This window comes from Pseudomonas sp. Irchel 3A7 (assembly GCF_900187565.1).
In the GTDB taxonomy this organism is placed as follows: domain Bacteria; phylum Pseudomonadota; class Gammaproteobacteria; order Pseudomonadales; family Pseudomonadaceae; genus Aquipseudomonas.
Map to the genome: position 1 here is coordinate 188,751 of NZ_FYED01000014.1, position 22,159 is coordinate 210,909.

Consider the following 22,159-nt stretch of genomic DNA (forward strand, 5'->3'; position numbering starts at 1 on the left):
GCAAAAAAAAGCGAGCCGATAAAGGCTCGCCAAAGGGAGGTAAAAGGTCAACCCGCCAACAGCCTTCCGCTGAACAGACTGATCAGGGTTTTCACCAATAACACGGTCAGCGCCACCGTGAGGAACAGCAGGATCACCGCCGCGATGACCATCAGCAGTGTATTGTCCTGGTGAGCGTATGCGTATTTCAGCGCCGCATTGCTCAGGGCTGCGATAGGGAAGCTGATTGCCCACCACGATGGGGCAAAAGGCACATCGCGACGGAACACTTTGAAGCTCAAAACCACGAACAGGAACAGGCCGAAGTAGAACAACACACTGGCAAACTGGTCGATTTCACCGAACACATTGGTGTATGCCAGGAAACCGACTTCAAACGGTGCAATCAAGACCATCAACGAAGGCACCATGCCTTTGGCCATGGCGGGTTGATGCACCAATCTCGAAAAAATCTGCGAGAAGAAAACCAGCGCCACTACCGCACCCACGGCGAGGGCAAACAGGTTGAACTCAGCGGCCCAGGCCATGGGCATATGCGCGCCTGTGACGGCGATATCGAGGGTGGCGACTCCTGGAATCAACCAGGCGGGTACGGCATTCATTGGATCCTGACTGCCGGAGAAAAGGCGGAAAACAACCAGGCCGGCGAGTAATACAGTCAATACGCTACCCAGTATCCACAATGCCTGTCCGAGCACCGGGTGGTGGGGCGTTGCCACCGCCGAAAGCAACAGCAGAGCAATAGTGACGGTGCCGAAGAAGTTGCTGATGATCGGGTGGTTGAAATCCGCCCGGACCGCTTCAGGATGTTTTACCCACTTGGTCAGGTAACCCAGGGTCAGCAGCACGAATATCAGTCCGGCCAGTGCGCCAATCGCTTCACCCAACATGCCGCCGATGCCGTAATACTGATCACTCAAGCGCCAGGCCAGACCAAGCCCGGCCAAGCCCATGACCGAACCAAACAAATTGATGGGCAGGTTTTTGATGGAGGTCGTGCAGGCAGGTACCGATTGAACTGCAGCGACGGTGGGGGGATATGCAGTGTTCATGACGGGCTCCCGTTTGACTGAATTTGCTGTCGGGGCTATTTTCAGCCCAACAGCCAGTGGCTGATATAGTCTTGTGGCGACATATTCAGCCAATGATTCGACGAGGACGGACATGCGTGAATTTTACTCTCCTGGCAGCGGAGGTCGGCACAAACCACAGTCAATCTGACGATCGTAAAGTCAGTCAGTGGCCAGTTGATCGAGTAGTCGGTGGCAGAAGGATGGCCATCAATCCGAGCAGTTGAGGCTGCTGGTCGGATTCGGCCAACCCGATTTCTGTTGGACTAGACTTTTGGTCTGACGTTGAAGCCAGAGTGGTGCCGGCAGCCTGTTCGAGTGAGGGAAAACCCGTATTGCTGCTGGTATGACAACCTCTGGAATGCCTTCCGTATTCGCCCAGCACGAGGGAGTCAGTCATGACCAATACACAAGTCGACGACAAGCGTCCAACCGAGGATCCAGCCGAGGACAATGCGTTTTTCCCCTCGCCCTATTCACTCAGCCAGTTCACTTCTCCAACGTCCGATCTCAGTGGCGCCGACTATCCCGATCCTTACAGAGGCGGGCGCTGGAAGGTGCTGGTGATCGGGGCGGATGAGCGTTACCTGTTGACCGACAACGGCACGATGTTCTCGACAGGAAACCATCCTGTGGAAACGTTGCTGCCCATGTACCACCTGGACAAAGCCGGATTCGCGTTCGACATCGCAACGTTGTCGGGTAACCCCGTCAAGTTCGAGTTCTGGGCGATGCCATCTGAAGATGCGGAGGTGAAGGGGCTGTACGCCAAATATCGCGATCAATTCAAGCAACCCATGAAACTGGCTGAGGTTGCCGACAAGGCACTGGGCGATGACTCCGACTACATCGGTGTTTTCATCCCGGGTGGCCACGGCGCATTGATTGGTTTACCCCAGAGTGCCGATGTGAAGAAGGTGCTTGAGTGGGCGGTCGCCAAGGACAAGTTTGTGATCTCGTTGTGCCACGGACCGGCGGCGTTGCTTGCGGCGGGGAGGGGGGCAAACAAAGACTCTTGCATCTTCAACGGTTACAAGATCTGCGCGTTCCCCGACGACCTCGACGCCAAGACGCCCGACATCGGCTACATGCCGGGTCACCTGACCTGGAAGTTCGGTGAGCAATTGACAGCACTGGGGATTGAGATCATCAACAAGGACATCTCCGGTGCGGTCCATCAGGACCGCAAGATGCTGACCGGCGACAGCCCGTTGGCGGGTAACGCGTTAGGTAAGCTGGCGGCGGCTGCACTGTTGAAAGAGACTGCGGGGCAATGATCCCCGCTTTGGCCCAGGCAATCTTGGTGCTGCCTGGGCGCCGGCTGCACAGAGGGACAAGGTCGTCACTGGGTGCCAGATCTGGCACCCAGGTCAATTACCGCGATCACACTTGACCTCTTTTTTATACTCATCTCGCTTGGCTTCGATTTTGACCTTGCACCCACGCTCCCAAAACTCGTCTTTCCACTCGCCACGACGCCAGGTGGCGCCGCGACCATTCGGGCATTTGATCTCTTCCTTGTATTCGTCGTCCTTGGACTCGATCTTTACGTTGCATGGCCCGTCCCGGTACTCGTCCTTCCACTCGCCACCCTCGTGTCCGCCTCGCCGATAATCCGCCGACGCTGGCATCAACAAGACTGAGCCAATCGCAACCATCACCCACCTGGCGAGCATGAGTCTCACATTCATCTCGGTACCTCTGACTAGCCTCGTGACGCCTCACTAGCGACGGTAGTAGCGATGATCGTGCTCGTAGCGGTGGCGCATGGCCCGATCATGGTGGCGCTCCCAATCACGACGGCGTTCAGCTTCCCGGCGGGCTTGCTCTCTACGCCACTGGTCTCGACGCCAGTCGTCTCGGCGCCAATTGTCCCGACGATCGTGCCAACGACCGTCATGCCAGTATCGGTCGTCATGGGCAAGCAACGGGCCCGACTGGTTGTCGGCCATGCTGCTCAGGGTCGGCCAAGGGTTGCCGGCGGCCTGGACAGGCGCCTGAACGGCTGTGACTTCTGTTGTTAAAGCAGGGGTTGAGGTCTTCATCTGTGTGGCTGATGCCGAGCCCAATGCCGCGAACGCGAACAGGCCGAAGAGCACCATCCGTGGGTCAAGGATTTTCATGAGCGAAAACAACCTCTGATTGACAATTGGGCGTGTGGCCATCTGGCTGCGGGAAGCCTGTGAGGTCGCGCTTACCGGGCGGATGTGCCTATCCACATAGACCGATAAATAGAGAAAAGTTCTAGGGAGCCGCTGCTTAAATAACTGATGCCGAGTGCGATGCAAGCAGATTGACGATGGCCTGAAATGCCCGTATAGCTCGTGTCAGGCCACGGAGGTTTGTCCTATGATCACGATTGGCTTTGTTCTGCCGCACGGCTTCCAAATCATGGGTTTGGCGGCAGTTTCCGCATTTGAACTCGCTAACGGTGCGGCGGATGAGCCGTTGTATGGCATCCGACTCCTCTCGCAGAACGGTGGCGGTGTTCCCAACTCGTTTGGTGCGCCTGTTGAGACGAGTCCGCTGTCGAGCAGCAATGTGGATACGCTGATCGTCACTGGCTGGATGGATCCGACCCCCTCTCCGGCTGACTTGATCATTCAACTGCGTAAGGCATCCGAGTCCACACGGCGCATCGCATCGGTCTGCACCGGGGCCTTTATACTGGGTGAAGCGGGATTGCTTGATGGTCGACGCGTCACCACGCACTGGTTTCATGCGCGCGATCTTCAGAAACAGTTTCCGAAAGCACACGTAGAAGACGATCGAATTTTCATCATCGACGGACCTATCTGGACCTCTGCCGGGATGAGCGCCAGCATAGACTTGGCGCTTGGCATGATTGAGAAGGATTTCGGCCCGGAACTGTCCCGCAAGGTTGCCCAAGACCTGGTCGTCTATCATCGACGTGGCGGCGGACAGTCTCAGCACTCGGCGCTGTTGGAGTTGGACGCCAAATCCGATCGCATCCAGCGTGCATTGACACACGCCCGCCAGAACCTGTGCGCCCCCCTTACAGTAGAAGAACTGGCAACGGCAGCCCATCTGAGTCCAAGGCAGTTCAGTCGAGCGTTTCGAGCCGAAACCGGACAATCGCCCGCCAAAGCGGTCGAACACCTTCGTTTGGAAGCAGCGAGGGTGATGGTAGAGCAGAGCCGTCATTCAATGGACGAAGTCGCCTGCGAAACCGGTTTTATCGATACAGAGCGAATGCGCCGCGCATTCTTGCGTGCATTCGGGCAGCCCCCGCAGGTTCTGCGACGCAATGCGCGTTTGGCGCAAGCTTAGGAAGGACTAAAAAAAACGCCCCCGCGTAAAGCGGGGGCGCATGGCTCACTCCTTGGTAGAGAACAGGCCATTGGGCAGTTCCTTGCCGTTCTCGTTATAGGCCGCCTTGACGCTCAGGTACGACTCCATTTCATCAATGTAGCCGTCCGTGTTGGTGTCCTTCTTCGCGAACACGGCTTGCCCCTTCGGCTCAACCTTGAGGAACTCGGCGCGCGAGATTCGCGCATCATCATCAGTATCGATCTCATTGAAGATTGCATCACCGCATTGGCCTTCACCGCACTTTCCTTCGGAAGTCTTGGCCTGTGACCGGGACTCCGTGCCACCGCACTTACCTTCACCACACTTGCCCTCAGCGGCAGTGTGCGCCGCGGCAAGCGTGTAGCCTTGCGGCAATTGTTGTACGGCAAAAGCCGATCCACTCAGAACGATCCCGGCCAGCGCGACGCTCATCAGACCAATACGCTTGTTACGGATGGTTGTATCAGACATTACATTTTCTCCAGGTGGGGTGCGGCGAAGCCGCTGGGTAGCACTGCCAAATGCAGTAGCAAATCAAGATTTGGAAAGCGGCATGTGAACGAAGCCAGGTCTGCGGGGAAGAGCCAGCAGGATCATTGCGATGCCCGCCAACGTTCCTCCCACCCATGGCAACAGAATCGAAACCGTCATCCCCAACGTCAGGAGCACAAGCCCCCAGGCGCTCGGACCGGCAGAGCGCCTGCTTGCCGAGTCGCGGAGGACGTCGATGAGATGATCGAGGCTCAGGCGACCGGATCCATTGAGGATGAGCGGCAAAAGCATCACAAGGTAGATCAACGGCAGCTTGTAGTTGCCGTAGCCGTCGTTGCTGATTGCGTAGCCCTGCCAAAGCGCGCTCAAGCTCGACCAATCCGACGGCCAGTGAATGGTGTAGGTGGCCACTATTGTCAGCACCCACAGCGACAGTGCGAAAAAGCGGGTGCCCAAGCCGAGCAGTAAAGCGAGGCTGCCGACCAGTTCGAACCAGGTTGCCAGGGTCCAATTGATATTCGAGCTCAGCAACGAGAACGGCATCGGGAACTTGTCGCCAAGGTCGGCGAACCAGTTCGCCCCTTGCAGCTTCTCAAGTCCGGCTTCGAAGAATTCCCATGCGAGCAAAAGGCGCAGCCCAAAGGGCGCCAACCAAAGCCCGACAACATCAATACGGGATGTCAGCGACTGCTCGACGTGTTGGTTTCGGTTCGACATCTGCTTTTCCTCGGGCAATGCGCGCCCTGTTACGAAGGGCCATGCCAACGACTAAACGCGTCGCTGGAATGTCATTCGTGCCGCTGTTTGTAAGGTTCGTAGAGGGAGAAGCCCTCAATCAGGCTTCGAGATATCGCAGTGCCGGGACAGAGCGGGACAGCTGCGGTGAGCGCGCCTTGCGCGCGTTTTCGAACGTAGTCCAGTGATCCAGCTCAGCCGGCGCCGGGAGGGTGACAATCTCTTCCCGCGCGCGACCAGCCAGCGCGGAACCTTGGTGGATGCGGGTGTTCATGGCAGTTTCCTTTAACCGGCGGGGGTACCGGGCTCAGGAATAAATCTACGCAAAAAGGCTTTCGACCTAAATGACGTATATACCTCCTTTTGCGCCGTCACATGGGCAAAATTCAGGTCTTTGAATCTGCCCGTTTTCTGCCGGCTCGCACCGGCAGCCATGGGCCGATTTCTACTTGTCGAGACAAAACCCTGGTCAGCGACAGCGTCGTGAGCTCAATCCCGAGGACGCGCTATTTGATCTGCACAATGACCGGACCTTCCGTCACGATCGGCGGGTTCGCTCGGATATTCGATGCGTTTTTCTGAATCCACTCACGTGCGACTTTCAAGCTCGCATCGCTGCCGGCCTTGTCCGTGCAAACGGTTATCGACGTACCACCATCACCGGTATTGAGCAGGGTGTAGCTGACAAGGCCCGGCACTGTCCGCAGGGCAGCTTCGACGTCGGTCCCGCGCTCTTCCAACAGCTCGAAAAGCTGCTTTGCGCCAGTACCCAGGTAGGTTCTTATCACCGCGTACATAGTCGTCTCCTTTGGGAACACCGCCTTGATGCCGGTCCAGGTCCACTGATGGCCGGTATCACTCAGGTTTCAGTTCGTCCCGATTTATTAAGCTTAGCCACAGGCCGGCGACTCGCGAAATGCAACGACCGTCGGCTGCGTTCGGCCGATGGCTGCTGGATTAACCCCGGTTGCGCTCGTGCCGGGCGCGCGCCAGACTGCATGCTGATCGCTGTCCTCGCGACCGCAGCACTTCGTTTTCTCTTATTCGCATCAATGATCAGCTGAGGATTCCAATGTCATCGTTTGTCTGTACCGAGTCGCTTTGGATCGATACGCCCCATGGGCGACTGTTTACTCGACGCTGGTTTCCGGCGGGCGTGGAACACAGCCAGGCAAAACCGCCGATCATTCTTTTTCATGATTCCCTTGGGTGCGTCGAATTGTGGCGCGACTTTCCTGAACGACTTTGTCAGACCACAGGGCGCGAGGTGATTGCCTATGACCGGCTCGGCTTCGGGCAGTCGGACCCGTACCCGGAGAGTCTGCCCATGGATTTCATCCGTGACGAAGCCGAGCGTTTCTTCGCGCTGGTCAGGGCCCAATTGCAATTCGATCGGTTTGTCGCCATGGGCCATAGTGTGGGCGGCGCGATGGCTACGTGCTGCGCCGCCCTGTACCCGCAGAGCTGCGTTGCATTGATCACCGTCTCGGCACAAGCGTTCGTTGAAGAGCAAACGCTGCGCGGTATTCGAGACGCCAAGGCGCAGTTCGAGGCGCCGGGGCAAAGGGAGCGTCTTGAAAAATATCATGGTGATAAAGCGCCCTGGGTGCTGTCAGCCTGGACGCAGACCTGGTTGTCGCAGGCATTCAGCGGCTGGACGATTGAAGACACCGTTGACTCGATTCACTGCCCACTGCTGGCGATTCATGGTGAGCAAGACGAGTACGGGTCCGTGCTGCATCCCATGCGTATCGCCAGGCTGGCGAAGGTGTCCGGGGAATACCTGATACTGGAAAATTGTCATCATGTCCCCCATCGAGAGGCCCCCGATGTGGTGCTGGATGCGGTCGGCCGCCTGCTTCATATCAGCCATTGATGAATGACTACACCGGGCCATTTATTCGACCCGCGCTGCGCTATCGGTCCAGTAAAGGTGCCAGCAGGGCACACATGCCGCGCCAGTGCGAACCCTCCCAGTAAATCCGTTGGCAGCCGTCGCAGCGCAGGAAGTGCGAATAGAGGGCGCCAACCCGTGGCGGTACCAGCGGCCGGGCCAGTTCCGGGCTGATTTCGTGCAGCGCCAGGTTGCAATGAAGGCACAGGCTGAAGGGCCGCGCGCTGCGCGCCAGGTCGAGGCGCTCGTACAGTTCGCGCAGTTGCAGTGACGGTTTGAGGGCATGCACGTAACAGCCGTGGCTGATGATGCGGCGCTTGAGCAGTTCGCGGTCGCGGGTCAATACGATGCGTCCTTGCTGCGCAGCGATCTCGGCGATCTCGCCATCCTCGAAGCCATTATCATAGAGGGTGTCGAAGCCACTCATGCGCAGCAGGCTGGCCAGCCCGCCAAGGTGCGCATCAGCGACGAAGCGCAGCACCCGTAGCGGGTGCGCACGAACCTTGAGCTGCGGGCTGATGTCCAGCGTTTCGAACTTGGGATACACCGCCAGCCGGTCATCGTCGAAGATCACCCGCCCGAAGCCCACCGACTCGCCGTTGAGCAGCACCAGTTCGACCTCCGTGTGCGGTACTCCGAGCGCCTCGATCATGTGCTTGACCGTCGCCCCTTGCGCGCACTCGCAGGTGAAGGACTGCCGCCGCCGTTCGGGCGGCAGGAAATCGTTGAGCTCCTCGTAGAAGCGGAAAGTTGCACTTGTCATGCTTCAGGCTATCCCAACTGATCGACTTGCCCCTTTATTGCCAGGACATTGCAGGGCACCTTGTAGAGCACGTGCTCTGTCGTACTGCCAAGCAGCTTGTGCAGGCCTTTTCGATGGGTATCTCCCATGATGAACACATCGGCCCGGCTGTGGGCTGCGAAGTCGGACATCACTTTGGCTGGCGACCCTTCAATGAAGTGTTGTCGTTCAGAGGGTACGTGACAGCTGTCAGCCAGCGTATTGAAGGACTTGTGCAGTGCCCGACGCACGTCGGCGCTGAAGCCTGGCATCGTCACCGCACCGGCGCCGGCGTCGGAGATATGGGTTTGCGATGGATCGAAGGCGTGCAGCAGGTGCAGCTCTGCGTTGCACTGCGATGCCATCCTCTTCGCCGCCAGGATGATGCGATCGTTGAGGTCAGTGATCTGGTGCTCCGGGTGCGACAGATCCACTGCCGCCACGACCACCCGTGGCAGTGGACACCTGACTTCGCTGACCAGATGAACAGCAACCGGGCAATCGCGTACCAGATGCCAATCCAGAGGGGTGACGAATACGCGTTTGAGTGTTGATTCGTGGTGTACGTCCTTGATCACCAGGTCCGGTTGCAAGTCCTTTACATGCTGAAGGATTTCCTTCAGTACGTCCCGAGCCAATACCACTTCGGTGGTCACCGTAACGCCATTGCCGCGTATCAGCTGGGCTTCATCCTGCAGCCACTTCTGGTTCTCTTGCTGGCAGATCTCGCGAAACTTCTTGTTTCCGCTCATCAATCCCAAGATGTCGGCGTCTTCGATAAATACCGCGATATGCAGCACTGCGCCAGTGGCTTTGGCCAGTGCGACGGCCCGCTCCAGCGCCGGCGTGTGGCGCATGGCAGGACCGGCAATCAGAAAGAGGCGTTGATATTGGCTCATGTCGCACCTCCAGCATTGTGGGTTATCGGTTGGTTCTCTTGTTCGCCCCGCCATTGGCGAGCGCCTGGCGCCTCAACTTCCCGGATCGTCACCACCAATATACGCCTGCATTCAGTGAACGCGCGCGGGACGTCGCCCTGATAGTCGCCCTCACTGTTCGAGACGCCCGGTACCGCCGACAGCTGCCTGTCGTCCGCGCTCGAGGTCGACGCCGGCCAGGATCAGCAGGCCGATCACGAAATAGCTGCCGGTAATCAGCATGGCCAGGCGGTGATCGCCGCCGGACAGCCAACTTGTCAGACCGTACGTCATGGGACCGAGGATGGCCGACAGTTTGACCGCCAGCCCCCAGAGGCCGAAAAATTCCGCCAGCCGCGTCGGTGGCGCGAGCAGGCCGACGATCGCCCGTCCAGCCGATTGGCTGGCGCCCATGCACAGACCGGCGAGGTTCGCTGCCAGCCAGAACAGCCCGGGACCGTGCGCCACCCAGACCAGACCGACCATGCCGAGCCAGCCCAGCAGTGTCAGCGCCAGCGTGGCGCGATGGCCGAGGCGATCCTGCAGCCAACCGAACAGTACGGCACCAATGGAGGCCGTGATATTCACCACGAAGATCAGCAGCAACGTGTCCTGTGTACTGAAGCCCATGACCTGATTGGCATAGATGGCTGCCAGGGTGATCACCGCCGAGATGCCGGCCTGGTAGCAGACGGTGCAGGCAAGAAAGCGCAGCAAGTCGCGATAGTGCTCCGCTTCACGCAGCGTCTGCGCGAAGCGCGCCAGCGCCGCTTTCGCAATAGGTTTGTCGCTGCCTGGCTGCGGCTGGCTGCGTTCACGCAAGAACAGGAAGGTCGGTACGCTGGCCAGGGCAAACAGGACCGCGGTAATCAGCATGCACACCGGCACGAATTGCGCCGCCGTCTGGCCCTGCGCCTGGGCCCAGCTGACAAAGGCCAGGCAGGCGCCCAGGCTGACCAGGCCGCCGATATAGCCCCACCCCCAGCCCCAGCCGGACACCTTGCCCAACGCATCCGCACGGGCGAGTTGGGGCAGGAAGGCGGCAATCAGGTTCTCGCCGCTGCCGAAGCAGAAGTTCGATAGCACGATGAACAGGATCGCCACGCCGAGCTCTCCCGGTCCGGCCAGTGCCAGTCCAGCGGTAAAGATGACGCAACCGATCGTGCTGAACAGCAGCAGGCGTTTCTTGCAGGCGAAGGCGTCGGCGTAGGCGCCGATCAGCGGCGCGGTCAGGATGATCAGGACATAGGAGAGGGCGGTGGCGCTGGTCCAGGCCAGCGTACCCCAGGCTGCGCCCTGGGCAACCACCGCGACAAAGTAGGCATTGAACACGGCGGTGATCACGACAGTCGTGTAGCCGGAGTTGGCGAAATCGAACATCGCCCAGGCCCAGATTTCTCGGCGTGTCACTCCGGGGGCAAGGCTGGCTGACATGGCGGTCTCTCTTTAAGCGCAATTCAGATGAATAGCACACCCTGTGGCGAGGGAGCTTGCTCCCGTTGGGTCGCGCAGCGGCCCTGAAATCTGCAAGCCGGTTCTGCCTGGCACGCCGCTTGAGCAGACTTTACGACCGCTTCGCGGCCGAGCGGGAGCAAGCTCCCTCGCCACAGTTGATCGGCTGACTGGTAATGAGCCTAGCCCTGGCCCAGCCATCCCGCGAGCGCTGCAGGACGGCATTCCCAGTCGCCGCCATAGGCGCATAATGGTCGTGGGTAAGGATTTACACACCGAGTGTCCTGTCGTGAGGGGCCGTCGATGTCTCGTCCGCTTCCAGAAACCCGCGCCGAGCCCCGTTTCGATGGGGACGCGCAAAAGCTGCTCGAAATTGTCCGACGCACCGTGGCCGAGTTGCGCCCGCAGGCAGCAGAAGGTTTGCAAATCACCTTGCACAGCGTGCTGGATCGGGATCTGGGCCTGGACAGCCTGGCTCGGGTCGAGCTCTGGTCACGTATCGAGCACGCGTTCGGTGTGCACCTGCCAGAAAACCTGTTCGCCTCGGCTGACACCCCCCAAGACATACTGCGTGTGCTGCACAGCAGACAGGGCGCTGAAGCCGTCAGTCCATTGCCCTCCAGCGCCTCCAGCGAAATCCTGGCAGCCACCGGGCAGACGCCCGACGCCGCGCGGACCTTGATCGAGGTACTGGAGTGGCATGTGCGCCATCAGCCACAGCATCTGCACGTGCGCCTGCTCGGTGAAGGGGACCAACAGGAAGAGGTCAGCTATGGCGCCTTGCACCAGGGCGCCCTGGCCGTTGCCGCAGGGCTGCAACGCAGTGGCTTGCACGCCGGTCAGACCGTGGCCCTGATGCTGCCCACCAGCCGCGACTTTCTCCATGGCTTTTTCGGCATCCTGTTGGCCGGTGGGGTGCCGGTGCCCATCTACCCACCGCTGCGCCTGTCGCAGATCGAGGATCACTTGCGCCGCCAGGCCGGCATCCTGTGTAACGCCGAGGCCAAAGTGCTGATCACCGTGACGCAAGCGAAGCTGCTCGCCCGGCTGCTCCTGCCGCAGGTCCCCAGCCTGACCCGCATTGCCAGCGTGGCCGATCTGACGGAGGAGGGGGGCGAGTGCATCACACCGCCGCGGCGAACGGATGACATCGCTTTCCTGCAGTACACCTCGGGCAGTACTGGCCAGCCCAAAGGGGTGATGGTCAGCCACGCCAACCTGCTGGCCAATCTGCGCGCCATGGGCAGGACGCTGAAGGTGGGACCGCAGGACGTGTTCGTCAGCTGGCTGCCCATGTACCACGACATGGGGTTGATCGGTGCCTGGCTGGGCAGCCTGTATTACGGCTACAACCTGGTGCTGATGTCGCCGCTGGCTTTCCTCGCACGGCCGGCGCGTTGGCTATGGGCCATGGACCGTTACCGCGGCACGATGTCGGCAGCGCCCAACTTCGCCTATGAACTGTGCCTGAACAAACTGGCTGACGATGACCTCAAGGGCCTGGACCTGAGCAGTTGGCGCCTGGCCTTCAACGGTGCCGAACCGGTCAACCCGCAGACCTTGCAACGCTTCGCCGAACGTTTCGCTCGCTACGGCCTGGCGCCCACTGCGCTGGCACCCGTCTATGGGTTGGCTGAGGCCACGTTGGGCGTAGCGTTTCCGCCCTTGGGCCGGGGGCCGCTGATCGACCGGGTACAGCGAGAGGCGTTCCAGGCCAGAGGCAATGCATTGCCCGCCGAAGCGGACACCGGCGCGACGTTATGTTTTGTTTCCAGCGGCCGGCCGTTGCCGGGTCACCAGATTCGAATCGTCGATGGGCGCGGGGGCGAACTCCCCGAGCGCAGCGAAGGTCACCTGCAATTCAGTGGACCGTCCACCACCCGTGGCTACTACCGTAACCCCGAAGAAACCCGCCGGGTGCTGCGCGATGGCTGGATGGACTCGCTCGATTTTGCCTACATGGCGGGCGGTGAGGTCTACCTGACCGGTCGCGCCAAGGACCTGATCATTCGTGCCGGACGCAACATCTACCCCTACGATGTCGAAGCGGCGGTCGGCAATTTGCCCGGTCTGCGCAAAGGCTGCATCGCGGTGTTCGGCAGTCCGGACCCGGCCACCGGTACCGAACGCCTGGTGGTGTTGGCCGAAAGCCTCGAAAAGGAAGCGGCTGCCCGGCAACAGTTGCAGCAGGAGGTCAACCGCATCGTGGTCGACCTCACCGGTGTGTCGCCCGACGATATCGTTCTGGCGCCACCGCATAGCGTGCTGAAGACCTCCAGCGGGAAGATTCGCCGTGCGGCCAGTCGCGAACTGTATGAGCGCGGCGAAGTGGGGCGGCCGCACCTGGCCGTGTGGCGCCAGTTGCTGCGCCTGGTGGTGCAGGCCGTGCGCGCCCATCTCGGCCGCAGCTGGCGGACCTGCCGCGCGGCGCTGTATGCCGCTTACATCTGGCTGCTGTTCTGGCTGGTCACACCATTGACCTGGCTCGGTGTCGCGATCCTGCCGCAACAGCGTTGGTGCCGCAGCTTCACTCGAGCGGCTGCCCGGCTGTTCCTGCGCTTGGCGGGTATACCGCTCAGTGTCGCGGGGCTGGAACGCCTGCCTGCGTCCGGGGTGAGCGTGCTGGCCGCCAACCATGCCAGCTACCTCGATGGCGTCATTCTCAGCGCAGCCCTGCCACCGCAGTTCAGCTTCGTGGCCAAGCGCGAATTGGCTGGCCAGTGGATCGCCGGCCGGTTCCTGCGCAAGCTCGGTGCCTGCTTCGTCGAACGTTTCGATCTGCAGCGCAGCGCCGCAGACACCGAGTCCCTGGCCGAGGTGTTGCAAGCCGGCCAGCCGCTGGTGTTCTTCCCTGAGGGAACCTTCACCCGCGAGCCAGGCTTGCGGACATTCCACATGGGTGCTTTCGTGCTCGCCGCCCGTGTCGGCGTGCCGCTGGTGCCGGTCGCCATTGGCGGCACGCGCAAGGTGTTGCGCGACGGTCAGTGGTTCCCACGCCACGGTGCAATCCACGTCAACATCGGCCCTGCGCTGTTGGCGCAAGGGCCGGACTGGATGGCGGCCATCAAGTTGCGGGACGCGACGATAGCGGTGCTGCTGGAGCACCTGGATGAATCGGAACGCGCCCAGCGCGCAGGTTAGGCGACTACCGGGCTGCGATATCGACCCACACCGGGCCGTCGGGAAACGGGTAACGCTCCAGGGTTTCAGTGCTCATTTCGATGCTGTAGCCCGGACGTTGCGGCGGCATGTAGCGGCCGCGGCGGATCACCACCGGGTCGAGGAAATGCTCGTGCAGGTGGTCGACGTATTCGAGTACCCGGTTGTGCAGCGAAGCCGAGACGGCGATGTAATCGAACAGGGCGATATGTTGCACGTACTCGCACAAACCGACACCTCCGCCATGGGGGCAGACCGGCACGTCGAATTTAGCCGCCATCAGCAGCACGATCAGCACTTCGTTGAGACCACCCAGGCGTGCCGCGTCCAGCTGGCAGAAGTCCAGCGCGCCGGCCTGGAACATCTGCTTGAACATCACCCGGTTGTGGCAATGCTCGCCGGTGGCGACGCCGATCGGGGCGATGCGCCGGCGGATGCTGGCATGGCCGAGGATGTCGTCGGGGCTGGTCGGCTCTTCGATCCACAGGGGTTCGAACGCTGCCAGGCGGCGCATGTTGGCGACGGCTTCTTCGACGTCCCAGACCTGGTTGGCGTCCATCATCAGGGTGCGTTCCCAGCCGATTTCTTCGCGCAGGATCGTGGCGCGGCGGATGTCTTCTTCCAGGTTGGCGCCGATTTTCTGCTTGATGTGGGTCCAGCCATCCGCAACCGCTTCGCGGGCCAGTTGACGCATTTTTTCTTCGCTGTAGCCGAGCCAGCCCGGCGCGGTGGTGTAGCCGGGGTAGCCTTCGCGCAGCATGTGCGCCTCGCGTTGGGCCTTGCCCGACACCTGGCGGCGCAGCAGGGTGATGGCTTCCTCGGGAGTGAGGACGTCGGTGACGTAGCTGAAGTCCAGGCAGCGCACCAATTGTTCCGGCGTCATGTCGGCCAACAGCTTCCACACCGGCTTGCCTTCGTGCTTGGCCCACAGGTCCCAGACGGCGTTGACGATGGCCGCGGTGGCCAGGTGGATTACGCCTTTTTCCGGTCCCAGCCAGCGCAATTGGCTGTCGCCCACGGTGATGTTGTGCCAGAAGGCGCCCATGTCGGCGACGATTTCTTCCAGGGTCAGGCCGACCACCATCGGTGCCAGGGATTGCACGGCGGCCACGCAGATTTCGTTGCCGCGGCCGATGGTGAAGGTCAGGCCATGGCCTTCCAGGGCCGGGGTGTCAGTGTGCAGCACGACATAGGACGCGGAGTAATCCGGTGCGCTGTTCATCGCATCGGAGCCGTCCAGGGACAGGGACGTGGGGAAGCGAATGTCGCGCACGCTCAGGTAAGTGATTCGAATGCTCATGGATTCTTGTTCTCGGTAAACCGTTGGAGACTCGACTGTAGGTCGCCGAGCGATACAGGCATAATCGCGATTCCCTAAGCAGGTATATCGGATTTGATATGTCGCAGCCCCGCAACCTCGGCACCCTGAAAATCTCCAGCCGACAGATCACCTTGCTCAATGCCCTGGGGGAGTTCGGCAACCTGCGGCGGGCAGCCACGGCGATGCACACCACGCAACCGGCCGCCAGCCTGCTGTTGCAGCAACTGGAGGAGCGTCTTGGCGTGCGCCTGTTCGAGCGCTTGCCACGGGGCATGCAGCCGACGCTGTATGGCGAGGTGATGATTCGTTACGCCCAGGGCGCGTTGCATGAGTTCGAGCATGCCCAGGCGCAGATCGCCGAACTGGCGCGCGGGGCCATGGGCCTGGTGCGGGTCGGCAGCGTGATGGGGCCGGTGCCCCGGCTGCTGACCACGGCGGTGCTGGCGTACAAGCGCGATCACCCCAAGGTGCGGATTTCCATTGAGGTCGGTACCAGCGATACCTTGCTGCCGGCCTTGCTGCGCGGCGATCTCGATGTGGTGCTGGGGCGGCTGCCGGACCAGAGCGACAGCCAGGACCTGGACATCGAGCTGTTCGACAACGGCGAGCAGATGCGCGTGATCGGCCGGGCCGGCCATCCGTTGGCGGGTGACTCGCCATTGCAGTTGGCCGACCTGGTCACCTTGACCTGGATCCTGCACCCCATTGGCAGCCCCATGCGCCGCCGGGTGGAAAGTGCCCTGCAAGCCGGCGGCATGGTGCAGTCGCTGGACATCGTCGAAACCGCTTCGATTCTCGCGACCACGGCGATGCTTGAAGCGTCGGACATGATCGCGGTGGTACCCAATGACGTGGCCGAACATTATGCGGGCTACGGGATGGTTGCGATCCTGCCGGTCGAGCTACCGATTTCGATGGTCAACATTGGCCTGCTGACCTTGCGTTCGCGACCGAGGTCGGTGGCGTTGGAGAGGCTGTTGCGGTATTTGCGCGAGTGTTCAGGTCCGATCGCTGAATAATCCCCGGATGAATACCTGCGCTCAGCCTCCCGAGGGGCGGGTGGATCAAGATCAAAAGCTGAAGGCGAGCTAACGCTTGGCCTGATGAGTGGTGAAATGCAGTGGGTGTACGCCGACCCACTGTGGGAGCGAGCCTGCTCGCGAAGGCGGTGTGACAGTCAAATAGTCTTCGTCTGAAACTCCGTCTTCGCGAGCAGGCTCGCTCCCACAGAGGATCGCGGAAGGGGCGGGTGGATCAAAATCAAAAGCTGAAGGCGAGCTAACGCTTGGCCTGATGAGTGGTGAAATGCAGTGGGTGTACGCCGACCCACTGTGGGAGCGAGCCTGCTCGCGAAGGCGGTGTGACAGTCAAATAGTCTTCGTCTGAAACTCCGTCTTCGCGAGCAGGCTCGCTCCCACAGAGGATCGCGGACCGGGCCGAAATGAGGTCGGCTGTCAGGCCGCCTCGCTTCGGTTTTGCGCGATGCCCGCCCCCTCGAGCAAGCTTAGCTCCTACAGGCTCTTCCAAGTGTCCGGCTGATGAAAGAGCGGAACCATTAGTGGCCGTTGCCGCAGCAATGGATATGTACACTGGATCATGAACACCACCAAAAGAAGAGGCACTACCTCCGATGCCGTCGGACATTACCCATTCCAGCTTCTGCAACTGGGTGCGCTTCAAGCACCTGGTGCTGATCGACACCCTGGCACGCACGCGCAACATGCACGCCACCGCCCTGCAGATGAACCTCAGCCAGCCCGCCTTGAGCAAAATGCTGCGTGACCTGGAGGAGCAATTCGGTTTTGCCCTGTTCCAGCGCCTGCCGCGCAGCATGCCGCCCACGGAGCTTGGCGAGTACGTGGTGCGTTATGCGCAGGGGGCGCTGGCCGATTCCCACACGTTCGTCGATCAGGTCAACCGGCTGCGCAAGGGCGGCCATGGATTTCTCAAGGTGGGCGGGATTTTTGCGGCAACCTCGGTAGTGCTGCCCCAGGCCATTGCCGCGATCAAGGCGCGCAGTCCGTTGTTGTCGATTGAAGTGGTGGAGCAGTCCAGCGATCACCTGCTGGACATGCTTGAACAAAAAAAGCTCGACCTGATGATCGGCCGTTTTACCGAAGAGCGTTACCGCCAGGTCTTCGACTTCCAGCCGCTGGAGCCTGAGCCCTTCAGCCTGGTGGTCAACAGCCGCCATCCGCTGAACGCGCTGGACAGTACGCCGCTTGAGGCGCTGGGCCAGTGGCCGTGGGTGCTGTACCCGGTGGGGACGCCGATTCGCGATCGCCTGGAGCTGGCGTTCAAGGCCGCCGGTATCGCGTCGCCGGCAGACAGCGTCGATACCATCTCGATGCAGATGTTCCTGCAACTGCTGCAATCAGGGCCGATGATCGCGATGCTGCCCAGGTCCATGGTGGCGGCGCAGCTGGACAGTGGCCAGCTCAGGGAGCTGCAGACCCCGCTGCGCCTGGCGGCGCTGGAGTACGGCATCATCACCCGCAAGGACGAGCCGCTCACCGGTTCAGCCCTGGAATTCGCCGGGATCCTGCTCGATTTCGCGCGGCAGCGCCGGGAAGAGGGTAGGGCGAACGATTGATTAGAGCCACTCGATAAGCCAATTCGATAACGTCAGGTTATCGATTGATCGGATCATCTCATTGGGAATGTTGACGCCGGCTCCCTACAGTTGTCGCAGATTCGCCCGTCACGCAACGGGCGACGCCATAACAAGAAGTCAGCCGTACTGCCCTGTGAGGTCCCATGCAACTGATTGCCAGAACCCGGACCGGCGACCCTGCCGTGATCCGTCTCAATCCCCTGGACAACGTAGTGATTGCACGGCAGGCCCTGCCTGAGGGGCTTGGCCTGGAAGCCGAGGCGATCACTGTGCGCCAGCCGATTCCTTCCGGGCACAAAGTCGCGACCCAACGCGTCGAGCAGGGCCAGCCCCTGCGCCGTTATGGACAAATCATCGGTTTTGCTTCGCAACCTATCGAAGCCGGCGATCACGTGCATGTGCACAATGTGGAGATGGGCGACTTTGCCCGTGACTACGCCTTTGGCGTCGATGCCCACGCCACGCCGAGTACCGAAGCCGTGTTCCAGGGCATCGTGCGTGCCGATGGCCGTGTCGCGACCCGCAACTACGTCGGCATTCTCACCTCGGTGAACTGCTCGGCGACCGTGGCCCGGGCCGTGGCCGATCACTTTCGCCGGGATATCCACCCCGAGGCGCTGGCGGCCTTCCCGAATATCGATGGCGTGGTGGCGCTGACCCACGGCGCCGGCTGCGCAGTGGACCCCGGCGGCGAGGCCTTGGGCCTGTTGCGCCGCACCCTCGGCGGCTACGCCGTACACCCTAATTTCGCTGCGGTGCTGATCATCGGCCTGGGCTGTGAAACCAACCAGATCGAGAGCCTGCTCGAGACCCAGGGTCTGCAGGCCAGCGACCAGTTGCGTGCCTTCACCATCCAGGGCGCGGGCGGCACCTCGAAAACCATCGCCAGCGGTATCGAGCAGGTCAAGGCATTGTTGCCCCAGGCCAACCGGGTGCAGCGCGAGCCGGTCAGCGCCCGCCACTTGATCGTCGGTCTGCAATGCGGTGGCTCGGACGGTTACTCAGGCATCACCGCCAACCCGGCGCTGGGCAATGCCGTTGACCGCCTGGTGGCGGCCGGTGGCACCGCAATCCTCTCGGAAACCCCGGAGATCTATGGCGCCGAACATTTGCTGACGCGCCGCGCGGTGAGCCGCGAGGTGGGGGAAAAACTCATCGCGCGCATCCACTGGTGGGAAGACTACTGCCAGCGCATGAACGCCGAACTGAACAACAACCCCTCGGCCGGCAACAAGGCCGGTGGCCTGACCACCATCCTCGAGAAATCCCTGGGCGCGGTGGCCAAGGCCGGCTCCAGCAACCTGGTGGATGTGTACCAGTACGCTGAAGCGGTTCGGGCCAAGGGCCTGGTGTTCATGGACACCCCGGGGTACGACCCGGTCTCGGCCACGGGGCAAGTCGCCGGCGGTGCCAACCTGATCGCCTTCACCACGGGCCGGGGTTCGGCCTACGGCTGTGCGCCGGTGCCTTCGATCAAGCTGGCGACCAACAACCGGGTGTTCGAGCACCAGGAAGAAGACATGGACGTGAACTGCGGCGGCATCGCCGACGGTTCCACCAGCATTGAAGAACGCGGCGCCTACATCTTCGAACAGATGCTGCGCATCGCTTCCGGCGAGCTCAGCAAGAGCGAACAACACGGGTACGGACAGAACGAGTTCGTGCCCTGGCAGATCGGTGCCGTGACCTGATTGACAGCCCTGCAACCTTCACAAGGCGAAAATGACATGCAAGTTTCCGGACATAACTTTGTCGCGGGCCAGCGCAGTGCGCTGGGCGACACCCTGGTCTACAGCGTCGACGCCCATACCGGCGAACGCCTGCCGGGCGCTTTTCATCAGGCCACCCTGGCCGAAGTTGACCATGCGGTAGCGGCGGCGAGTACGGCGTTCCCGCTGTTTCGCAACCTGCCGGCGGTACGCCGGGCGGAATTTCTGGAAGCCATCGCCGACGAACTCGACGGCCTGGGCGAGGATTTCATCGCCTTGACCTGCCGGGAAACGGCATTGCCGAGCGCTCGCATCCAGGGAGAGCGCGGGCGTACCAGCGGCCAGATGCGTTTGTTCGCCCGGGTGCTGCGTCGTGGTGATTTCTATGGTGCGCGCATTGATCAGGCCCTGCCGGATCGCTCGCCATTACCGCGCCCGGACTTGCGTCAGTATCGTATCGGGGTCGGTCCGGTGGCGGTGTTCGGTGCCAGCAACTTTCCCCTGGCGTTCTCTACCGCCGGCGGTGACACCGCTGCCGCCCTGGCCGCCGGTTGCCCGGTGGTGTTCAAGGCGCACAGCGGCCACATGGCCACGGCGGAGCAGGTGGCCGAAGCGCTGATCCGCGCCGCCGAACGCACCGGCATGCCGGTTGGCGTGTTCAACATGATTTTCGGTGCCGGCGTTGGCGAGGCACTGGTCAAACACCCGGGCATCCAGGCCGTGGGCTTTACCGGCTCGCTCAAGGGCGGCCGTGCCCTGTGCGACATGGCGGCGGCCAGGCCGCAACCGATCCCGGTGTTCGCCGAGATGTCGAGCATCAACCCGGTGCTGGTCTTGCCACAGGCGCTGGCCAATCGTGGCGCGCAGCTGGCCAGGGAACTGACCGCCTCGGTGGTGCAGGGCTGTGGCCAGTTCTGCACCAACCCGGGTCTTGTATTGGGTATTCGCTCGCCGGCGTTCAGCAGTTTCATCGAGCGCCTGACCGGGCACATGGCCGAGCAGGCGCCGCAGACCATGCTCAATGCCGGCACCTTGAACAGCTACGGCAAAGGCTTGCAGGCCTTGCTGGGTCACCCGCGCATCAAACACTTGAGCGGTCTGGCGCAGAAGGGGAACCAGGCGCAGCCGCAGCTGTTCGAGGCCGATATCAGCCTGTTGCTGGACCAGGACGAGCTGCTGCAGGAAGAGGTCTTCGGCCCTTGCACGGTAGTGGTCCAGGCGGCGGACGAGGCTGAGTTGTTGCGCGCTGTCGGCGCCTTGCGCGGTCAACTTACGGCCACGTTGCTGGCCGACAACGATGACCTCATCGCCTTCAGTCAACTGTTCGGGGTGCTGGAGGTGAAGGTCGGTCGCGTGCTGCTCAACGGCTACCCGACCGGTGTCGAGGTGTGCGATGCCATGGTCCACGGCGGCCCGTACCCGGCCACCTCGGATGCCCGCGGCACGTCGGTCGGCACTTTGGCGATCGATCGCTTCCTGCGTCCGGTGTGCTACCAGAACGTGCCCGATGCGTTGTTGCCCGATGCCTTGAAGAACGCCAATCCACTGGGCATACAGCGCCTGGTCGATGGCAAGCACAGTACAGCGGCGTTGAATTGATCACGGAGCAACAAGCATGACTGAAGCCAAACGCTACGACGCACAAACGCTCACCACGTTCGTCGAGCAACTGTTCGAAAAAGCCGGGGCCGACACCGAGGTCGCCCAGGCGGTGACCCGGGTACTGCTCGAAGGTGAGCTGCTGGGTCATCGTACCCACGGCCTCAATCTGGTGAGCCGCTATATCGGCGGCATGCTCACAGGACAGGTCAAGGCCCGTGCCGGGATGCTCGAACAGGTTTCCGATAGCGGCATTTCATCGCTGTTCGATGGCCACTATGTGCTCGGCCCTTATTGTGTCAGCCGGGCGCTGGACAGCGCGGCGCAAGGTGCCACACAGCAGGGCATCGGTATCGCCGTGGTGCGCCGAGCCTCGCACATCGGTTGTCTGGCTGCTTATCTGAAGCCCTTCACGGATCGTGGCCTGGTGGCCATGGTGTATTCCTCGGACCCATCGGCGGGGCTGGTGTGCGCCCACGGCGGAATCGATCCGATCTATACGCCCAACCCGATTGCCGCCGGCATCCCGACCCGGGGCGAGCCGATCCTGCTGGATGTCAGCATGTCCACCGTGACCCTGGGCCTGGTCGGCCAGTGCCGCGATGCCGGCAGCACGCTGCCGCACCCGGTGCTGATGAGCAATGAGGGCCGGTTGAGCGACGACCCGGCCGACTTCTTCACCACACCGCCGGGCAGCATTCTGCCCTTGGGTGGCCAGGCCTTCGGCCACAAGGGCTTTGCCCTGGCAATTCTGGTCGAGGCGCTGACCTCGGGCCTGGCCGGCCACGGACGCAAGGACGCCCCGGACCAATGGGGCGCCTCGGCCACGGCGGTGGTGATCGACCCGCGTTTCTTCGGCGGTCTGGAGGCCTTCACCGACGAAAGCTCGTTCCTGAGCAAACTGATCCTGGCAAGTCGGCCGGTCGACCCTGAGCGCCCGGTGCGCTTGCCTGGCCAGGCCGGCCTGAAGCTGCGTGAGCAGGCCCTGCGCGAAGGCGTGAGCCTGGCGCCGAAGGTGGTCGATGAGCTCAACAAGACTGCCGGGCAGTTGCAATTGCCAGCCCTTTCTTAACGCCCTTATACCCCTGTAGGAGCGAGCTCGCT

The 22,159-nt window shown here is 61.7% G+C and carries 19 protein-coding genes and 1 pseudogene; 9 read left to right on the plus strand and 11 right to left on the minus strand.

Going from position 1 to position 22,159, the window contains the following annotated elements; translation table 11 throughout:
• Nucleotides 1-47 precede the first annotated feature (47 nt).
• The gene (locus tag CKW21_RS22915) at nt 48-1,052 is read right to left on the minus strand and encodes an SLAC1 anion channel family protein (RefSeq protein ID WP_095196177.1); all 1,005 of its coding nucleotides are present in this window, start codon (nt 1,050-1,052) and stop codon (nt 48-50) included.
• A gap of 416 nt (nt 1,053-1,468) precedes the next feature.
• Here CKW21_RS22915 and hchA point away from each other — a divergent pair, with 416 nt between their 5' ends.
• Nucleotides 1,469-2,347: a glyoxalase III HchA gene (gene hchA / locus CKW21_RS22920; RefSeq protein WP_095196178.1), complete on the plus strand. Its 879-nt coding sequence runs from the start codon at nt 1,469-1,471 to the stop codon at nt 2,345-2,347.
• A 93-nt stretch (nt 2,348-2,440) separates the two neighbouring features.
• Here hchA and CKW21_RS22925 read toward each other — a convergent pair whose 3' ends face one another.
• Complete coding sequence (locus CKW21_RS22925; protein ID WP_256590321.1) at nt 2,441-2,761, minus strand: hypothetical protein; 321 nt, start codon at nt 2,759-2,761, stop codon at nt 2,441-2,443.
• 33 nt (nt 2,762-2,794) lie between these two features.
• Entirely contained in the window at nt 2,795-3,193 is a 399-nt protein-coding gene (locus CKW21_RS22930; RefSeq protein ID WP_095196216.1) for a hypothetical protein, read from the minus strand.
• A gap of 226 nt (nt 3,194-3,419) precedes the next feature.
• Here CKW21_RS22930 and CKW21_RS22935 point away from each other — a divergent pair, with 226 nt between their 5' ends.
• Nucleotides 3,420-4,361, plus strand: a complete 942-nt coding sequence (locus tag CKW21_RS22935) for a GlxA family transcriptional regulator (RefSeq protein ID WP_095196180.1) — start codon at nt 3,420-3,422, stop codon at nt 4,359-4,361.
• Between the two features lie 45 nt (nt 4,362-4,406).
• Here the strand turns inward: CKW21_RS22935 and CKW21_RS22940 are convergent, their stop codons facing one another.
• From CKW21_RS22940 to CKW21_RS22950, 4 genes and pseudogenes are all read right to left on the minus strand, one after another.
• Entirely contained in the window at nt 4,407-4,853 is a 447-nt protein-coding gene (locus CKW21_RS22940; RefSeq protein WP_095196181.1) for a hypothetical protein, read from the minus strand.
• A 255-nt stretch (nt 4,854-5,108) separates the two neighbouring features.
• A pseudogene (locus tag CKW21_RS22945) lies at nt 5,109-5,591 on the minus strand (DoxX family protein); the annotation flags it as partial.
• A gap of 118 nt (nt 5,592-5,709) precedes the next feature.
• Nucleotides 5,710-5,883 (minus strand): hypothetical protein, encoded by a 174-nt coding sequence (locus CKW21_RS31550; RefSeq protein ID WP_170948708.1) that lies wholly within the window; start codon nt 5,881-5,883, stop codon nt 5,710-5,712.
• A gap of 232 nt (nt 5,884-6,115) precedes the next feature.
• Entirely contained in the window at nt 6,116-6,406 is a 291-nt protein-coding gene (locus CKW21_RS22950; protein ID WP_095196183.1) for a hypothetical protein, read from the minus strand.
• Nucleotides 6,407-6,681: 275 nt separating this feature from the next.
• Between CKW21_RS22950 and CKW21_RS22955 the strand changes: the two genes are divergently transcribed.
• On the plus strand, nt 6,682-7,485 hold the full coding sequence (locus tag CKW21_RS22955; RefSeq protein WP_095196184.1) for an alpha/beta fold hydrolase: 804 nt from the start codon (nt 6,682-6,684) through the stop codon (nt 7,483-7,485).
• Between the two features lie 40 nt (nt 7,486-7,525).
• Here CKW21_RS22955 and CKW21_RS22960 read toward each other — a convergent pair whose 3' ends face one another.
• The 3 genes from CKW21_RS22960 to CKW21_RS22970 form a co-directional block, all read right to left on the minus strand.
• Nucleotides 7,526-8,266, minus strand: a complete 741-nt coding sequence (locus CKW21_RS22960; RefSeq protein WP_095196185.1) for a Mut7-C RNAse domain-containing protein — start codon at nt 8,264-8,266, stop codon at nt 7,526-7,528.
• 8 nt (nt 8,267-8,274) lie between these two features.
• Complete coding sequence (locus CKW21_RS22965) at nt 8,275-9,183, minus strand: universal stress protein (RefSeq protein ID WP_095196186.1); 909 nt, start codon at nt 9,181-9,183, stop codon at nt 8,275-8,277.
• 150 nt (nt 9,184-9,333) lie between these two features.
• Entirely contained in the window at nt 9,334-10,635 is a 1,302-nt protein-coding gene (locus CKW21_RS22970) for an MFS transporter (protein ID WP_095196187.1), read from the minus strand.
• 321 nt (nt 10,636-10,956) lie between these two features.
• On the opposite strand from CKW21_RS22970, the gene CKW21_RS22975 reads away from it, so the two are divergent.
• Nucleotides 10,957-13,794: an AMP-binding protein gene (locus tag CKW21_RS22975; protein WP_256590322.1), complete on the plus strand. Its 2,838-nt coding sequence runs from the start codon at nt 10,957-10,959 to the stop codon at nt 13,792-13,794.
• A 4-nt stretch (nt 13,795-13,798) separates the two neighbouring features.
• Here the strand turns inward: CKW21_RS22975 and CKW21_RS22980 are convergent, their stop codons facing one another.
• Entirely contained in the window at nt 13,799-15,112 is a 1,314-nt protein-coding gene (locus tag CKW21_RS22980) for an L-fuconate dehydratase (protein ID WP_095196188.1), read from the minus strand.
• Nucleotides 15,113-15,210: 98 nt separating this feature from the next.
• On the opposite strand from CKW21_RS22980, the gene CKW21_RS22985 reads away from it, so the two are divergent.
• From CKW21_RS22985 to CKW21_RS23005, 5 genes are all read left to right on the plus strand, one after another.
• Nucleotides 15,211-16,152, plus strand: a complete 942-nt coding sequence (locus tag CKW21_RS22985) for a LysR family transcriptional regulator (RefSeq protein ID WP_095196189.1) — start codon at nt 15,211-15,213, stop codon at nt 16,150-16,152.
• 611 nt (nt 16,153-16,763) lie between these two features.
• Complete coding sequence (locus CKW21_RS22990; RefSeq protein ID WP_095196190.1) at nt 16,764-17,726, plus strand: LysR family transcriptional regulator; 963 nt, start codon at nt 16,764-16,766, stop codon at nt 17,724-17,726.
• A gap of 164 nt (nt 17,727-17,890) precedes the next feature.
• On the plus strand, nt 17,891-19,438 hold the full coding sequence (locus CKW21_RS22995) for a UxaA family hydrolase (protein WP_095196191.1): 1,548 nt from the start codon (nt 17,891-17,893) through the stop codon (nt 19,436-19,438).
• A 36-nt stretch (nt 19,439-19,474) separates the two neighbouring features.
• Nucleotides 19,475-21,055 (plus strand): aldehyde dehydrogenase (NADP(+)), encoded by a 1,581-nt coding sequence (locus CKW21_RS23000; protein ID WP_095196192.1) that lies wholly within the window; start codon nt 19,475-19,477, stop codon nt 21,053-21,055.
• A 16-nt stretch (nt 21,056-21,071) separates the two neighbouring features.
• Nucleotides 21,072-22,127, plus strand: coding sequence for an Ldh family oxidoreductase (locus CKW21_RS23005; RefSeq protein ID WP_095196193.1), 1,056 nt, complete (start codon nt 21,072-21,074; stop codon nt 22,125-22,127).
• The last annotated feature ends 32 nt before the right edge of the window (nt 22,128-22,159 follow it).

Bases quoted from the DNA above. Each gene is read 5' to 3' on its own strand.
- CKW21_RS22970 (WP_095196187.1), bottom strand. From the start codon at position 10,635: ATGTCAGCCAGCCTTGCCCCCGGAGTGACACGCCGAGAAATCTGGGCC.
- CKW21_RS22950 (WP_095196183.1), bottom strand. From the start codon at position 6,406: ATGTACGCGGTGATAAGAACCTACCTGGGTACTGGCGCAAAGCAGCTT.
- CKW21_RS23005 (WP_095196193.1), top strand. From the start codon at position 21,072: ATGACTGAAGCCAAACGCTACGACGCACAAACGCTCACCACGTTCGTC.
- CKW21_RS22995 (WP_095196191.1), top strand. From the start codon at position 17,891: ATGCAACTGATTGCCAGAACCCGGACCGGCGACCCTGCCGTGATCCGT.
- CKW21_RS22960 (WP_095196185.1), bottom strand. From the start codon at position 8,266: ATGACAAGTGCAACTTTCCGCTTCTACGAGGAGCTCAACGATTTCCTG.
- CKW21_RS22990 (WP_095196190.1), top strand. From the start codon at position 16,764: ATGCCGTCGGACATTACCCATTCCAGCTTCTGCAACTGGGTGCGCTTC.
- CKW21_RS22975 (WP_256590322.1), top strand. From the start codon at position 10,957: ATGTCTCGTCCGCTTCCAGAAACCCGCGCCGAGCCCCGTTTCGATGGG.
- CKW21_RS22955 (WP_095196184.1), top strand. From the start codon at position 6,682: ATGTCATCGTTTGTCTGTACCGAGTCGCTTTGGATCGATACGCCCCAT.
- CKW21_RS22965 (WP_095196186.1), bottom strand. From the start codon at position 9,183: ATGAGCCAATATCAACGCCTCTTTCTGATTGCCGGTCCTGCCATGCGC.
- CKW21_RS22940 (WP_095196181.1), bottom strand. From the start codon at position 4,853: ATGTCTGATACAACCATCCGTAACAAGCGTATTGGTCTGATGAGCGTC.
- CKW21_RS22985 (WP_095196189.1), top strand. From the start codon at position 15,211: ATGTCGCAGCCCCGCAACCTCGGCACCCTGAAAATCTCCAGCCGACAG.
- CKW21_RS22980 (WP_095196188.1), bottom strand. From the start codon at position 15,112: ATGAGCATTCGAATCACTTACCTGAGCGTGCGCGACATTCGCTTCCCC.
- CKW21_RS23000 (WP_095196192.1), top strand. From the start codon at position 19,475: ATGCAAGTTTCCGGACATAACTTTGTCGCGGGCCAGCGCAGTGCGCTG.
- CKW21_RS31550 (WP_170948708.1), bottom strand. From the start codon at position 5,883: ATGAACACCCGCATCCACCAAGGTTCCGCGCTGGCTGGTCGCGCGCGG.
- CKW21_RS22930 (WP_095196216.1), bottom strand. From the start codon at position 3,193: ATGAAAATCCTTGACCCACGGATGGTGCTCTTCGGCCTGTTCGCGTTC.
- CKW21_RS22925 (WP_256590321.1), bottom strand. From the start codon at position 2,761: ATGAATGTGAGACTCATGCTCGCCAGGTGGGTGATGGTTGCGATTGGC.
- CKW21_RS22935 (WP_095196180.1), top strand. From the start codon at position 3,420: ATGATCACGATTGGCTTTGTTCTGCCGCACGGCTTCCAAATCATGGGT.
- CKW21_RS22915 (WP_095196177.1), bottom strand. From the start codon at position 1,052: ATGAACACTGCATATCCCCCCACCGTCGCTGCAGTTCAATCGGTACCT.
- hchA (WP_095196178.1), top strand. From the start codon at position 1,469: ATGACCAATACACAAGTCGACGACAAGCGTCCAACCGAGGATCCAGCC.